This window comes from Brevundimonas vesicularis (assembly GCF_900445985.1).
Lineage (GTDB): Bacteria > Pseudomonadota > Alphaproteobacteria > Caulobacterales > Caulobacteraceae > Brevundimonas > Brevundimonas vesicularis_D.
On record NZ_UAQP01000005.1, the window covers coordinates 1,410,564 to 1,426,081 of the forward strand.

At 64.9% G+C, this 15,518-nt stretch carries 8 protein-coding genes; 2 read left to right on the top strand and 6 right to left on the bottom strand.

Features of this window, described 5'->3' with window-relative positions; translation table 11 throughout:
* Positions 1-3 precede the first annotated feature (3 nt).
* The 4 genes from DT343_RS07040 to DT343_RS07055 form a co-directional block, all read right to left on the bottom strand.
* Positions 4-1,986 carry a sialate O-acetylesterase gene (locus DT343_RS07040; RefSeq protein ID WP_112862271.1) on the bottom strand — a complete coding sequence of 661 codons (1,983 nt, stop codon included), beginning with the start codon at positions 1,984-1,986 and terminating at the stop codon, positions 4-6.
* A 64-nt stretch (positions 1,987-2,050) separates the two neighbouring features.
* A complete protein-coding gene (locus tag DT343_RS07045) occupies positions 2,051-4,987 on the bottom strand; it encodes a TIM-barrel domain-containing protein (RefSeq protein ID WP_112862272.1) in 2,937 nt (978 codons plus the stop codon).
* A gap of 29 nt (positions 4,988-5,016) precedes the next feature.
* Positions 5,017-6,663, bottom strand: coding sequence for a DUF5597 domain-containing protein (locus DT343_RS07050; protein WP_112862273.1), 1,647 nt, complete (start codon positions 6,661-6,663; stop codon positions 5,017-5,019).
* Positions 6,664-6,736: 73 nt separating this feature from the next.
* Positions 6,737-9,682, bottom strand: coding sequence for a TonB-dependent receptor (locus DT343_RS07055; RefSeq protein ID WP_112862274.1), 2,946 nt, complete (start codon positions 9,680-9,682; stop codon positions 6,737-6,739).
* Positions 9,683-9,915: 233 nt separating this feature from the next.
* Here DT343_RS07055 and DT343_RS07060 point away from each other — a divergent pair, with 233 nt between their 5' ends.
* Positions 9,916-11,427: a tryptophan halogenase family protein gene (locus DT343_RS07060; protein WP_112862275.1), complete on the top strand. Its 1,512-nt coding sequence runs from the start codon at positions 9,916-9,918 to the stop codon at positions 11,425-11,427.
* Positions 11,424-12,935, top strand: a complete 1,512-nt coding sequence (locus tag DT343_RS07065) for a tryptophan halogenase family protein (protein ID WP_112862276.1) — start codon at positions 11,424-11,426, stop codon at positions 12,933-12,935. The genes DT343_RS07060 and DT343_RS07065 overlap by 4 nt, the downstream gene beginning before the upstream one ends.
* Before the next feature lie 20 nt (positions 12,936-12,955).
* Here DT343_RS07065 and DT343_RS07070 read toward each other — a convergent pair whose 3' ends face one another.
* Complete coding sequence (locus DT343_RS07070) at positions 12,956-14,758, bottom strand: IlvD/Edd family dehydratase (protein ID WP_112862277.1); 1,803 nt, start codon at positions 14,756-14,758, stop codon at positions 12,956-12,958.
* Entirely contained in the window at positions 14,759-15,508 is a 750-nt protein-coding gene (locus DT343_RS07075; RefSeq protein WP_112862278.1) for an SDR family NAD(P)-dependent oxidoreductase, read from the bottom strand.
* Positions 15,509-15,518 lie beyond the last annotated feature (10 nt).

Below are 15,518 nucleotides of genomic sequence, written 5' to 3' on the forward strand. Positions count from 1 at the left end.
CGCTTAGCGGATCTCCGCCTCGAACGGGACCGCCGGGAGACCGGCAGGGCCGTAGAGGTTGCAGACCGGGCTGTCGGCCCAGCAGAAGCGAACCTTGAGGTCGCTCGCCATCACGGACGACAAAACGACCTCGTCCCCTGAAAGCGTCGCATCGGCGAAGCGGCACGCGTTGTCGGACCCACACAGCTCGAAGCCTACCGGGCGGTTCGAACCATAGGCGACCAATTGAGCCGAAGCGGAATAGCGAATGTGGACGCCGTCGGCGGCGCGGGTCACGGACACAGGCTGCGGCGAGACGGGCGGGGTCTGACCGTCCAGACGACGAGCCTCCAGCGCCAGACGGCGGCCCACCTCCAGCTTGTTTGTCGGATGTATGTCGTAGCGGTCGCCGATATCGACGGCGACGGCGAGGCCCGCCAGAGGGTCGGCATTGACCACGGTGCGCTGGCTTTCGCGCAGGGCCGCCCAATAGGAGTTGGTCGGTTGGCTGGCCATGGGGCCGAAGTTCGCCAGTTGCACGACCAGCATCCGCATCTCGGGATTCTCGAACCGGGCGCGCCAGTCGGCGAACAGGGCCGGCAGCAGGCGGCGATAGCCGACATAGTCGCCAATGTTCGACTCGCCCTGATACCAAGCCATGCCCTTCATGCCATAGGCGCCCAGGGGCGCGATCATGCCGTTGTACAGGGTGGTCGTGCCGCTGCCGCCGATCCAGGGGGTGCGCGGCGGATTGGGCAGGTCGCCCAGCGGGGCGGCGACGCGGTGACGCCAGCCCGAAGACAGGCTGACGGCCGTACCGTCCGCAAGCACCAGCCGCTTGTTCGCCGCCGGTCCCCAGGCGCCGCCGCCCCCGTTGGTGTCCAGCACGCCGACCGCGATCAGATTGCGACCAGCCTTCAGCGTACCGGCCGGAACCGCATAGGTGCGTGGCGTGTCCCAGCCCTGCTGCCCGCCGATGTATTGGCCGTTGACCCAGGTGACATCGGCATCGTCCACCGGCCCCAGCTCCAGCGTCGCGGCCTGACGGGCCTGGGCGGCCGTCAGCTCGACCTCTTTCCTCAGCCAGACGATACCGTCGAAGGTGGCGAGGCCAGGCACGGTGGACTCCCAGAAGCCCTCGGCCGGAATAGGTGCCCAGTCGGCGTCATTGATGCGCGCCAGATGCCAGCCCTGTTTCGTGCCGGGATCGTTGGCCCGCCACCAGTCCTGCGTCACCCGGCGCCAGATCGCGTCACCCTGCGCCGGATCGCGGGCGTAGGCGTCGAGGGCGTTTAACGCCTCCTGATGGCCGCCCAGCTTTTCGACGGCGTCGCGGCTGAGCCAATCCTCAATGATCGACCCGCCCCAGGAGGCGGCGATCAGGCCAATAGGCACGTCCTCGGTGCGGCGCAGGTCACGGCCCATGAAATAGCAGGCGGCCGAGAAATCACGCACGCTTTGCGGGCTGGTGACACGCCACTGGCCAACGGTGCGCGGGGTCGAATCCGGCGCCGGCAAACTGGAACGACCAACCAGGAAGAGGCGGATCTTGGCGTCGTTGGCGGCGCCGATCTCGCTCTCTGCATTCGTGGCCTGACGGACCGCGAACTCCATGTTCGACTGGCCCGAACACAGCCAGACGTCCCCGATCAGGATGTCGGACACGCTCTGGCTCGCGCCGTCTGACTGGACCGTCAGCACATAAGGACCGCCGGCGGTCTGGGTCGGAAAGGTCGCACGCCAGACGCCGTCGGGACCGGCGGTCGCCTGAGCCTGGGCCTGGCCGAGGCGGACCGACACGGCTGCGCCGGGGGTCACCCTGCCCCACACATCGATCGGGCGACCACGTTGCAGGACGGCGTGGTCCTGGAACATCGGATCAAGCAGGGCCGCGCCTGCAACCGGCGTCGTCGCAGCTTGAGCCGGAACTTGCGCCCTGGCTTGAGCGGGCACGGTCGCCACCATCAGGGCGGATGCCGCGACCGCGGCGAACATGAACGAGCGCATGGCGGCTCCTGAATAAAAAGACGAGCGTTTCCGAACGACAGGGATGCGGGCGGCGGGACGATCCTTAGCGGCGAACCTCTACAGGCTGGCCTGAGTACTGGATCGTCCTTGCAGGCTGGGCGTCGAAGTTTCCGACATCAGCGCCCGGTCCGCTGACGAAGCGCACATTGATAGTGCGGTTCGCCGGCATGGTCGGATACGAGCCCGTCCGCGCGCCGATGGTCAGGACGCCAGTGGCGTCGTTCCAGGTCATCCGGATGTTGGAGAACTCGCCTCGTTCATAGGCGTAGGTCGTGCCTTGATCCTCATAGAGAGAGAAGGAGCCGTTCGCGCCGGTATAGACGATCAGGGTCAGCGGGCCGTCCAGCTTCTCCGCCGTGTACTGGATCGCCGGACCGGTCGGCAGGATGGAGCCGGCGCGTACGAAGACCGGAATCTTGTCCTCGGGCGCCTGGACCGTCGCCGAGCGGCCACCCGAATATTTCTGGCCGGTCAGCATGTCGTACCAGTCAGCCCCTTGCGGGAAATAGACCGAGCGGCTGCGCGCCTTGTATTCCGTCACCGGGGCGACCAGCAGGGCATGGCCGAACAGGTATTGGTCGTTGATGTCGCGCGCCTTCAGGTCGGACGGGAAGTCCATGACCAGGCCGCGCATGATGGTGGCGTCGCGCTGATAGACGTCGCCGGCCAGGCTGTAGATGTAGGGCATCAGCCGGTAGCGGGTGCGCAGCTGGGCAGCGTAGGCGTCATACAGCGGCGTGCCCGGCTGAGCCAGATTATAGACCTCGCGCAGCGGGAACTCGCCGTGCGAACGGAAGACGGGCGACCAGGCGCCGAACTGGAACCAGCGCAGATTCAGCTCGTCCCACTCGGCCTTGTCCTCGGGCTTCATGCCGGCGGGGTTGGAATAGCGGGCCTCGACCGCGAAGCCGCCGATGTCGTGGGTCCAGTTGGCCAGGCCCGACAGTCCGGTGTTCACGCCCGCCGAGATCTGGTCCTTCAGATTATCCCAGCGCGCCACCACGTCGCCCGACCACAGGGTCGAGCCGGTGCGTTGCAGGCCGCCCCAGGCGGAGCGGGTCAGGATGTAGGTCCGCTCGTCGCCTTTCTCGCGCCGGAAGTTATTGTAGACGTTCTCGGCGTTGACCAGCGGATAGGAGTTGAAGACATAGGTGCCCGGACCGATGGCGGTCGGCCCCATGCGCAGGGTCCGCTCGGGGATGTCGAGGTTGGAGTGCATGTCCGGCTCGACCGAATCCAGCCACCAGCCGTCGAAATTCATGCCCTTGAAGCTGTCGGACATTTGCTTCCAGTACAGGTCGCGGGCGGCGGGCAGATAGGGGTCATAGAAGCTGTTGGCATAGCCGGGTCCGACCCAGTCGCGCGCGCCGACATCGACGTTGCGGGTGTACATGCCGCCGATGGCGTCCAACTGTTTGTAGTGATCGGTCGTCGGATAGAATTTCGGCCAGACCGATATGATGATGTTGGCGTTCATGTCGTGAACGTCCTTGACCATCTGGGTCGGGTTCGGGAAGCGCGCGGGGTCGAACTGGTGCGAGCCCCAGGCGTTCTCGGGCCAGTAGAACCAGTCCTGAACAATGTTGTCGATCGGCAGGCCAAGCTCGCGATAGCGACGGACCACGCCGGTCACCTCGTCCTGGGTGTTGTAACGCTGGCGGCTCTGCCAGAAGCCGTAGGCCCAGCGGGGCAGCATCACCGACTTGCCGGTCAGACCGCGATAGTTCGAAATCACCCCGTCCAGATCGTCGCCGCCGATATAGTAGTAGTCGATGGCCGTTCCGACTTCCGACGCCAGGCTGAGCGCGCCGTGATCGGCGGCCGGCAGCGGGTCCTGATGGCGCAACGAGATATAGCCGTCCTCAGGAATCCATTCGATCTTGATCGGCACGCGCGTATTGGCCGCCATCTGAACCTGGAAGTCGTGGTCGAACGGGTTCCAGTTCTGGCGCCAGTTGTCCTCGACCATCCGCCCGTCGATCCAGACCTTGGCGTAGCCGGAAGAATAGAGGCGGAACTTGTGCAGGCCGGCGGTCGCGGTTTCCAGCGTGCCTTCCCAGACGACCCTGACGCCCGCCTGGCCGGGTTTGCCCATGTCGCCGGTCTGGACCGGTTGGCCCGGTTGCGACTTGAAGCCTTCGGGCCAGCGCGACCATTCGCGGATGAACTCGTAGTTCACCTCGGTTTCCTGGCGCTGAACCTTCAGCTGGTCGTTCTGATAGTAGCTGGCGGTCAGACCGCCGAACCGCCCGGTGGCGTCGCGGACGATGAACTGGTCGGCGATCATGCCGTAGGGGCGCGGGTCGCCGAAACGGGTGATCGAGTTGTTGTCCCACAGGACGCCGTAGTTTCGGCTGGATACGACCAGCGGAATGCCGACGTCGATATTGTGCTGGGCCAGCAGGACGTCGTGGCCCTTGTAGTTCATCACGCCCTGCTGGTGCTGACCCAGGCCGTAGAAGGCCTCGTCGTCGGGGCTTTCCCACACCTGACGCGTAGCCAGGAAGCGGTGATCGCCCTTCTGGTCCTCGACCGTGACGGGGCTCAGCTCGCGGCTGCCGGGACGCTCCTTCAGCACCTCTTGGCCGTTCTCGTCGAGGAAGCGGACGGCGCCGGTCTCGCGCGAGACTTCCGCCGTGGCCTCGGCGGTTTTCAGCACGACGGTGTCGCCGCGCGTCTCGACCTGGAACGGGGTGGTGGTCGAGGGCTCCGCCGTGACCATCAGGCTGGCGGGCAGGTCGAGGTCGGCGTTCTCGGTCGCGGTGACGCGGATGGTTTCGGGACCATAGACCTCAAGCCGGACCCGGCGAGCGGCGCCCTCGGCCGGGGTGACGACGATGCCGCTGGCGGTGCGTTCGAACGCGGCCTGCTGGATGGCGCCGGCGGAGGCGCTGTCCATAAGACCCTGACCGGCACAGGCAGCCAGGGGTGCAGTCATCAGGGCGGCCAGGAACAGGCGGCGGGCGAGGGTCGGGATCATGGCGGGCGCTCGCTTTATTCTTGCAGGGGTCAGTAGGTGGCCGTGACGACGCGCAGCAACTGCGGTCGATCACCGGAGAAGTTCAGGCCATAGTCGACCTGGTCGCCGTTCCAGATGCGTTCGAACACCCATTTGCCGGCGTCGTCGAAATGGCCTTCCTCGACGCGCAGGACCATGCGGCGCTTGCCATCGGTTGAGGGTTTGGCGGCGAAATCGATGCGAATGCGGTGGCCGGCCAGGATGAACTGACCCGGCGCGATCTCGGCGATGGCGATGGCCCCATTCGGCTGGGCCGAGGCGGCGGGCACGTCATTGGGATCGATGGGCTGGCTGCTCGGCCCGAACTGCCAACGCTGATAGCTGGTGGTGACGTTCCAGTCGCCCAAGTCGATGACCTCGGGCTTGCGATCGTCAGGTTCGGCGGCGCCCCAGACCTTGCCTTCAAAGGCCAGGCGCGCCCAGGTCCGTTGCCATGGGCCGATCAGGCGATAGAGGTCGCGGAACGGCTCAAGCGTCTTCTCGGTGATCTCCTTGGCGCCCAGCGGATAGTTAGAATAGCCGGTGTAATCGATGCCGAAGGGCGAAAAGCCGATGCCGCCTCGCCCCAGCGCCTCCATCAGATAGCGGGCGTACTGGACGTCGCTGCCGGTCTCGGCGACGAACAGGGCGTTGTCGGGCCGGGCGTAGCGATCCAGATGCGCTTCGTACTCGCCGGACTTGCGCGTGTAGATGTCGGGCGACAGGAAATCGATGGCGGGCGCCGCGGCCTGCCAGACCTCGATCACATTCCAGGTCGGACCGCCCGAGGCATAGGTGGCTGGATCTTGATCGTTCGTCGGATCGCGAAGGGCGGCATTGACGTACATCGGCAGCGGATACTCGGCCTTGCCGGCCGCGGCGACCTGGCCGACGTAATGGCCGATGGACCATGCGTGGAAGAACTCGTCCGCGTCCTTACCGAAGACGGCGGACCAGGTTCCGGGCGCCTTGCCGGTGCGGTCCAGCAGGGCCTGGGGCACGGGACCGTCGAAGGCGGCGCGGGCGGCGGGCGAATAGTCGCGAACGGGGCCGTAGGTACCGACCTCGTTCTCGGGCTGGACCATGATGACGGTGCGCTCGCGCTCGTCGACCTGGCGGATGTGACGCATCAGGGCGGCGAAGGCGCGGGTGTCGGCGGCCAACGTCTCGGCGCCGTAAGGCGACAGGGCATAGCTTTCCTTGCCGCTCTTCTCGATCAGGTGCGGAAAGCGCTCGGGGTTCAGCTTGACCCAAGAGGGGGCATAGGCCGGAGCCGTGTTCTTCCAGGTGGCGAACCACAGGAAGACGACGCGCATGTCGTTGGCGCGGGCCTGGTCGATGGCGTGATCGACGAAGGAAAAGTCAAAACGCCCCTCCTCCGGCTCGATCTGCTCCCAGCCGAGCGGGATTTGGACCGTATTGGCGCCGATGTAACTGAGCGCGGGCCAGGCTTGGGCCAGGGGCGCCGGATAGTTGGACGAGTTGTTGACCTGTCCGCCCAGGACGGTGAAGGGCGCGCCGTCGACCATCAGGGCGTGACGACCATTTCGCTCGACCAGTTGCGGAATGGGCGACTGAGCCAGAACCGGCGAGGCCGCTGCGGCGACCAGAGCCGCAGCAGACAAGGCTGCGGCGAGCCCGCGTGTGAAATAGCCCATCGCCGCCTCCCAACGTCGACAAGAAAACGATCGGGGCGCCGACGACCGCCGGCGCCCCGTTGTCAAAGCCCGATCAGAAGGCGGCGCGCAGCACCACCGCGATCCGGCGGTCCGTATCCACCCAGTTGTAGGGCGGCTTGCGCGTTTCGTTGCCCACCTTCAGGACCGTCCGTTCGTTCAGGATATTGGTCGACTGAACGCCGATCTTGATGTCCTTGGTCAGGCTATAGAAGATAGAGCCATCCAGCTGACCGTAATCGCTTGCCCAGACGGGGGCGTTGATGTTCGCCGCCGAGGTGGTCAGCAGATATTCCTCGCGCCAGTTGTAGGCCAGTCGCGCTGAGATGCCGTATTTCTCATACAGGATGGCGGCGTTGTAGCTGGTGCGGGACATGCCCTCCAGCGGCAGGGTGCTGTCCGAAGCGGCGCCGTTCTGCGTCGTGTCCAGGATGTTCTGGCTGGTGTTCTTGCCGCCGTCCGAGCTGATGTAGGTGAAGTTGCCCTGGAAGCCGAGACCGCTGAGAGCGCCCGGCAAGAAGTCGAAGAACTGCGAATAGGCCAGTTCGAATCCGTCGACCGTGCCCTTCGCCCCATTGGTGTAGCGGGTGACGAGGAAGTCGTAGGTGACGCCGCCGTTGGTGATCGACTGGGTCTCCGTGCCGGTGAAGATGTAGTCCTTGATGTCCTTGTGGAAGGCGGCGAACGTCAGGCTTCCGGTCGGCGCGAAATACCACTCCAGGCTGGCGTCATAGTTGGTCGCCGTGATCGGACGCAGGGCTGGATTGCCGCCCACGCCGGTGAACGGCGTCGTCGGATTCAAAGTGTAGCCGTCAGGCTGGAAATTGATCGACAGGTTGGTGAACGGCTGGAGCTGATACATCTCGGGCCGCACCATGGCGCGCGACACCGCAAAGCGGGCCTGCAGGGTGTCGCTCAGGAAACCGCGCAGGTTCAGGCTGGGCAGCCAGTTGGTGTAGCTGCTCTCGACAGGCTGTCCGTCCAGGGATCCGCCATTCACAAACTGGACCGCGCGGTTGAAGGCCGTGCAATCCGCGCCGGGCGCGTTCGCGGGCGGGCAGGATCCTTGAATGGACGGCAGGGTGGTGACCGTGTTGGAGGTGGTCTTGGTATCGACCGCACGCAGGCCGATGTTGCCGTCGAAGGCTCGGCCGAAGAACCCTGTGTCATTGCCGAAGCGGGCATAGACATAGGCCGCCTGCGTCTTCTCGGTCAGCTCTGTGATGCCGCCGTTGCCGCCGCCAAGACGGTAGCTTTCATAGTCGTCGCTCAGCGGCGTCCAGCCCCAGCCCGAGCTCTCGGTGTTGCGCAGGATATCGTAGGCGTAAGCCGTGCCCTGGTTCAGCAGGCTTTCAGCCGGGAACCAAGCCACGCCCGGAACCGGCGCATCGCCGCGGAAGAAGTTGTCGAAGCGATAGAGGGTCGAAGAGTTGGGCAGACGCGGATCCTGCGTGCCGCCCGGATAGCCCGTGTCGTCCAGATAAACGACCGCGCCGCCGCCGTTGCCCCAATACTGGTTCGACAGCAGGCCCCAGTTATAGCCGGTCTGGCGATTGGTGTAGTTCTTCTCGGTGCCACGCACGCCGAAGGCGACCGACTTAAAGAAGGACGAGTTCTCCTCGAAGTCGTAGCGGGCGTCCAAACGACCGGCCAGTTCGTCGGCTTCGTTGTCCTCGATGTGGTCCATCGCCGCCGCCCACCAATAGGCGGACTGATCTTCAGGCGTGCCGCCGGTGGAGGTCACGGTCGGCAGATCGCCGTCGATGGTGATCGACAAGTCCGGACGGTTCTGAAGCTGGGTGAAGGCCGTCATCGAATAGATTTCGGCCGAAGACTTCACGTACTGTAGATCGCCCGAGAACGACCAGGCCCCGCCGGGCGTGTACTGGAAGTTCAGCGCGACATCGCTGGTCTTCTTGGTGTCGTCGCCGATGCGCGTGTCGGTGTTCCAGTTCGCAGATGGAATATTGCCGCTGACGAACACGTTCTCGTCGTTGTAGCGATAGCTGGAGTTGGGCGAGACGATGCTATCGGTGCCCAGCGCATATTCGACGTTATAGGCGTCCGCCTGCGAAGCCAGTCCTTGCAAGGTGAACAGCCATTGGTCGTTAGGACGCCATTGGGCGGCCAAGGCGACGGCCGTGCGCTTCTGCTCCCAATCAATGGTGCGCCAGCCCAGGTATTTGGGCACGAACACCGTCTCGCCGGCCGTTCCCGAACCATCGGTGCTGGCGTTGCTGGCATCCAGCGTCACCGGATCGTAGCGGTCGACCGAAATCGAATCCGTGCGGTTGCCCACGTTGGACACGCTGACATTGGCCAGCAGACCGATCTCGCCGATGCCGGTCTGCCAACGGTCCGTCGCCAGGATGCTACCTGACCAGAAGCCCTTTTCCGACAGATCACCGTAGTTGTAGTCGGCGTTGATCGCCAACAGCGGGTCGCTGTTGTCGAAGGGAACGCGGGTCCGCAGATTGGTTGTGCCGGCGATACCGCCCTCGATCATGTTCGCCGCGACATTCTTGTAGACATCCACGCCGGCGAGCAGATCGGCCGATACGTCCTCGAAGCTGAGGCCGCGACCGTTGGAGGCCGAGAAGATGTCGCGGCCGTTGGTTTCCGAGCGGACCCACGACAGGCCGCGAATGAAGACGCCACCTCCCTCTGCCGCCAGACGGGCCGGGTCACGCGCGGCGTTCGTGCGCTGAAGGGTGACGCCGGGAATGCGTTGCAGCGCCTCCGACACCGAACGGTCAGGCAGGGCGCCGATGTCAACGGCCGTCACCGAGTCGACGATGACCTCGGACGTCTTCTTGATGGCTTGGGCCGAGCGAAGCTGTGCGCGGATGCCGGTGACGACCACTTCATCGACAGTCGTTGCCTCGTCCGACTGAGCCGGAGCCTCTTGGGCCAAAACAGCGGTCGGCAGGGTCGCCGAGACCGTAATCAAGGATGCGCCGCACAGCAGAGCGACGCGACGAACGTGATTTTGACGAGACATCGGTCTCAGAACCTTCCTGCTGGTCGCGCCCGTCGCTTATTGACGACGTAGGGCGACATCCCTCCCGACGTGAACCCACCCATCGTTCGATGACGTGATCACCTTTCAAGGATGCACAAGTTTTCACGTACTGAAAAGCATTTTCTGTTAGCGCTACCACAATAGCGCAGCCAGGGTGATTTTCGTTACGTTTGCGCTCGAGAAACCGCGCCAAGCGGACGAAGGGAGCACGCATGAGCGATCAAGCAGAACCGGTGCGCCACATCGCGATTGTGGGCGGCGGGACGGCCGGCTGGATGGCCGCCGCCGCGCTAGGCAAAGCGTTCACCCGCAGCAACGGGCTGTCCCTGAAGATCACCCTGGTGGAATCGGAGCAGATCGGCACGGTCGGCGTCGGCGAGGCCACCATCCCGCCGATCCGTCAGTTCGTGCAGATGATCGGACTGTCCGAAGAGGACTTTATCCGCTCGACGGCCGCGACCGCCAAACTTGGAATCGCCTTCAAAGACTGGACCGCGCCGGGTTCGGAGTATTTCCACGGCTTCGGCGACTACGGGCCCACGATCGCAGGACAGGCCTGGCGGCAGTATCTGTTTCGCCTGAAGGCCGCCGGCCGAATCGATACGCTGGCACCCTGGTCCATGCCCACCGCCATGGCTCGCGCCGGCAAGTTCGCCCCGCCCGTCGAAGACAGTCGATCGGTGCTGTCTCACTATTCATATGCGTATCAGTTCGACGCGGGACTGTTCGCACGGCGGCTCAGGACGCTGGCGGAGACGCTTGGCGTCGTTCGGCGCGAGGGGCGGATCACGGGCGTGGATCGCGACGGCGAGACGGGTCTCGTGCGGGCCGTAACGCTTGAACACGGCGGCGAGGTCGAGGCGGATCTGTTCATCGACTGCTCGGGTTTCCGAGGCCTGCTGATCGAACAGACGATGCAGGCGGGCTACGAGGATTGGACGCATTGGCTGCCGTGCGATCGCGCCGTCGCCGTGCCGTGCAGTTCGACTCTGCCCCCCGAGCCCATCACCACGGCGCGTGCGCGAGAGGCCGGCTGGCAGTGGCGCATTCCGCTGCAGCACCGGGTCGGCAACGGCTATGTCTATTCCAGCGATCATATGGACGATCAAACGGCGCTGGACGACCTGCTCGGCCAGATCGAGTCGGAGCCGTTGGCTGAGCCAAATCGGTTGAGGTTCGTCACCGGGCGTCGACGCGAGGCGTGGAAGGGCAACGTCGTGTCGCTGGGCCTGGCGTCCGGTTTCGTCGAGCCGCTGGAGTCCACCAGCATCAATCTGATTCAGACCGGCATCGGCAGGCTCTTGGAAATGTTCCCCGACCGCAGCTTCGATCCGGCCCTGATCCGCGAATACAATCGACGCTCGGCTCAGGAGTTCGAGCGCATCCGCGACTTCATCATCCTGCACTATCATCTGGCCGGTCGCGCAGGCGCGATGTGGGACCGATGCCGCGAGACGGCGCCGCCCGACACGCTGATGGAGAAGATCGAACTGTTCCGCGCGCGCGGAGAGGTCGGCCTGCTGGCAGACGAATCCTTCCGCGAAGACAGCTGGGCTGCGGTGTTCACCGGGCTGGGCACGTGGCCCAAACAGGCGTCGCCCCTGGCCTGCCTCGACGATCTGGAGACCGTGGATCGACAGGCGCGGCAGTTCGCGCAACTGATCGCACGGGCGGCCGCCGCCCTGCCCGACCACTCCACCACCTTCACCGGTTACGCACGATGATCCCTGCCCCACTGAAGCGTATTCTGATCGTCGGGGGCGGCACGGCCGGCTGGATGGCCGCCGCCGCGCTGGCGCACGTCACACGCGGCACGGTGAAGATCGAACTGGTCGAGTCTAAGGTCATCGGCACGGTCGGCGTCGGCGAGGCCACCATCCCGCCGATCCTGCTGTTCAACCAGTTGCTGGGCATCGACGAGAACGAATTCGTTCGCGCGACGCAAGCGACCTACAAGCTCGGTATCCAGTTCCATGACTGGCACCAAAAGGGCGAAAGCTACTTCCACCCCTTCGGCGTCTATGGAACCCGCATCGACGCGGCGTCCTTCCATCAATATTGGCTGCGCCTGAACAAGGCGGGTCTGGACGACGATCTGAGCGCCTATTCGGTCACCACGGTGGCCTCCCAGATGGGTCGCTTCACCCGGCCCGACGGCGATCCGCGCGGCGTCGCCTCGCAGATGACCTACGCCTTTCATTTCGACGCGGGCCTGTACGCCAGCTTCCTCCGTCAGCGCGCCGAGGCGAACGGCGTGGTGCGGCATGAGGGCACGATCGCCGACGTGCGCTTGCGCGACGGCGACGGCTTTATCCAGTCGGTGCGACTGGATGACGGCCGCGAACTTGCGGCGGACTTCTTCATCGACTGTTCGGGCTTCCGAGGCCTGCTGATCGAAGGCGCGCTGAAGACAGGTTACGAGGACTGGACCCATTGGCTGCCGGCCGACCGGGCGGTGGCCATGCCCTGCACCCGGGTCGGCGATCCGACACCCTATACCCAGTCGACGGCCTTAGAGGCGGGATGGCGCTGGCGCATTCCGCTGCAGCACCGCACCGGCAACGGCTATGTCTATTGCAGCCCCTTCATCTCCGACGATGAGGCTCAAGCCAGGCTGCGCGCCTCCCTGGACGGCGAGGTGATGGCGGATCCGAACTTCCTGCGATTCACCACCGGCCGCCGCAAGAAGACCTGGAACAAGAACTGTCTGGCCCTGGGCTTGGCGTCGGGGTTCTTGGAGCCGCTGGAATCGACCTCTATCCATCTGGTGCAGTCCGGCATATCCAAGCTGCTCCTGCACTTTCCCGACACCGGCTTCGCCCAGGCCGACATCGACAGTTACAACCGCCAAATGCGCCTTGAGGTCGAACGGATCAGGGACTTCATCATCCTGCACTATCACGCGACAACGCGCGACGATTCAGCCCTGTGGCGGCACGTGCAGGCCATGGATGTGCCCGAAACGCTCAAGCAGAAGATGGAGCAGTTCCGCAGTCGGGGTCGTGTCTTCCGCTATGACGACGAACTGTTCCAGGAGACGAACTGGATCGCCGTCTTGTTGGGCCAGGGCATCGTCCCCGAGCGCCACGATCCGATCACTGAAACCATTCCGCTGGATCACGTCCGTCAACGCCTTCAGCACATGAAGGCGATGATCCGGCAGGGCGTCGAACGGATGCCTACCCATGAGGCCTTCATCGCCGCCAATGCAAAGGCGCCGCCGCTTAGCTAAGGCCGGCGGCGGCGGCTTGGTCAGTGATTATCGCGCGGCAGGCCGATCGTGTCGACGATGCGGTGGTATTTGACGGCGGGCTCCAGCACGGCGCCGGTTTCCAGCTGGCCGACCACGTCGCGCTGCATTTCCTGCCAAGGGGTCTGGGAGGCGAGGTATTTGTAGCCGCCTGCCGCCTCGAACGCCTGGCGACGCTCGGACAGTTCCGCGTCCGAAATCAGGATGTCGGCGCGGCCGGTGTTCAGATCGATGCGGACCCGGTCGCCGGTCTTCAGCAGGGCGATGTTTCCACCCGCCGCCGCCTCGGGCGAGGCGTTCAGGATCGAGGGCGAGCCGGAGGTGCCGGACTGACGCCCGTCGCCGATGCAGGCCAGGGCGCTGACGCCCTTCTTGATGAGGTATGCCGGCGGGCGCATGTTCACGACCTCGGCCGCGCCCGGATAGCCGATGGGGCCGGTGCCTCGCATGAACAGCAGGGTCTGTTCGGTGATGCCCAGGCTCTCGTCGTCGATGCGGTGGTGATAATCCTCGGGCCCGTCGAACACGACGGCCGGGCCTTCAAAGGCATTCAGATCGTCGGGGTTGGACAGATAGCGTTCGCGGAACTCGTCCGAGATCACGCTGAGCTTCATGATGGCCGAGTTGAACAGATTGCCGGTGAAGACCACGAAGCCGGCGTCGGTCTTCATCGGGGCGTCAAAGCTCTTGATGACATCGGGCAGTTGGATCTCAGCGCTCTTGCAGTTCTGGCCGATCGACTTGCCGGTGACCGTCAGGGCGTCCTCGTTGATCAGCCCCTGCTTCATCAGTTCGGAGACGACGGCAGGGACGCCGCCGGCGTGGAAATAGTCCTCGCCCAGGTAGTCGCCGGCGGGCTGGAGGTTGACCAGCAGCGGCACATGCAGGCCTTCGGTCTGCCAGTCCTGCAACGGCACATCGACATGGGCGTGGCGGGCCAACGCCGTCAGATGGATCGGGGCGTTGGTCGAGCCGCCGATGGCCGAGTTGACGACGATGGCGTTGTGGAAAGCCTCTTTGGTCAGGATGTCCGACGGCTTCAGATCCTCGCGCACCATATCAACGATCCGCAGGCCGGTTTCATAGGCGACCTGGGCCCGTTCGCGGTACGGCGCCGGAATGGCGGCCGAGCCGGGCAGCGACATCCCCAGCGCCTCGGCCAGCGAGTTCATGGTCGTGGCCGTGCCCATGGTGTTGCAGTAGCCCACCGACGGGGCCGACGAGGCGACCAGTTCGATGAAGCCGTCATAGTCGATCTCTCCGGCCGCCATCATCTGACGCGCCTTCCAGATGATGGTGCCCGAACCGGTTCGCTCGCCCTTGTGCCAGCCGTTCAGCATCGGGCCGACCGACAGGGCGATCGCCGGGATGTCCACGGTGGCGGCGGCCATCAAGCAGGCGGGCGTGGTCTTGTCGCAGCCGATGGTCAGGACGACGCCATCCAGCGGATAGCCGTACAGGCTTTCGACCAGACCCAGATAGGCCAGGTTGCGGTCCAGGCCCGCCGTCGGGCGCTTGCCCGTTTCCTGGATCGGATGAACCGGAAATTCCATGGCGATGCCGCCCGCCTCGCGGATGCCCTCGCGCACGCGTTCAGCCAGAACCAGATGGTGGCGGTTGCACGGCGACAGGTCTGAGCCGGTCTGGGCGATGCCGATGATCGGCTTGTCCGACTGCAACTCCCTGCGCGTCAGGCCGTAGTTCAGGTAGCGCTCCAGATACAGCGCCGTCATGTCCGGATTCTCCGGATTGTCGAACCAGGCGCGGCTGCGGAGCGGCTTCTTGGGCTTTGAGGTGTCGGTCATTCAGGTCCAGCCGCCATCGACGACATAGTGTTGATTGGTGATCGCCCCCGCCTCGTCCGAGCACATGAAGACGACGACGCGGGCGATGTCGTCCGGCACGAGCCGGCGTTTGAGGCACTGGTTGGCGTAGATCTCTTTTTCGGTTTCCGGCGTAACCCAGAGCTCCAACTGGCGCTCGGTCATGATCCAGCCGGGGGCGACGGCGTTCACCCGCACGCCGAACGCGCCGAAATCGCGGGCCAGCGAACGGGTCAGTCCGATCACCGCCGACTTGCAGGCCGTATAGGCGGCCATGCCCCCCTGGCCGATGACCCAAGAGGTCGAGCCCAGATTGACGATCGCACCCTTGCCCGTCGCCTTCATGTCAGGCAGCACAGCTTGGGCGGCGAAAAACTGGTGCTTCAGGTTCACCGCCATCCGGCCGTCCCAATACTCTTCGGTCATCTCCAGCGTGGCGTGGCGTTCGTCATGGGCGGCGTTGTTGACCAGAATGTCGATGGGGCCAAAGGCGTCACGCACTGCGGCGATGGCGGCCTTTAGCGCCGGGATATCGGTGAGTTGGCAGGCAACGAATAGCGCGCCCTGCCCTAACTCGGCCTGGAGTTTCGCACCGCGCGCCGTGTCGATGTCCAGAAAACCGACCCGCGCGCCCTGGGCGTGAAAGGCGCGGACGATGCTCTCGCCAATGCCGCCGGCGCCGCCGGTGACGACGACGGTCTTGCTCTTCAGGTCGGAGTAGATCGCAGCCATGAACGCGGGC

Excerpts from the sequence above, each read along its gene's own strand:
- DT343_RS07040 (WP_112862271.1), bottom strand. The coding sequence starts at position 1,986 with ATGCGCTCGTTCATGTTCGCCGCGGTCGCGGCATCCGCCCTGATGGTG.
- DT343_RS07045 (WP_112862272.1), bottom strand. The coding sequence starts at position 4,987 with ATGATCCCGACCCTCGCCCGCCGCCTGTTCCTGGCCGCCCTGATGACT.
- DT343_RS07050 (WP_112862273.1), bottom strand. The coding sequence starts at position 6,663 with ATGGGCTATTTCACACGCGGGCTCGCCGCAGCCTTGTCTGCTGCGGCT.
- DT343_RS07055 (WP_112862274.1), bottom strand. The coding sequence starts at position 9,682 with ATGTCTCGTCAAAATCACGTTCGTCGCGTCGCTCTGCTGTGCGGCGCA.
- DT343_RS07060 (WP_112862275.1), top strand. The coding sequence starts at position 9,916 with ATGAGCGATCAAGCAGAACCGGTGCGCCACATCGCGATTGTGGGCGGC.
- DT343_RS07065 (WP_112862276.1), top strand. The coding sequence starts at position 11,424 with ATGATCCCTGCCCCACTGAAGCGTATTCTGATCGTCGGGGGCGGCACG.
- DT343_RS07070 (WP_112862277.1), bottom strand. The coding sequence starts at position 14,758 with ATGACCGACACCTCAAAGCCCAAGAAGCCGCTCCGCAGCCGCGCCTGG.
- DT343_RS07075 (WP_112862278.1), bottom strand. The coding sequence starts at position 15,508 with ATGGCTGCGATCTACTCCGACCTGAAGAGCAAGACCGTCGTCGTCACC.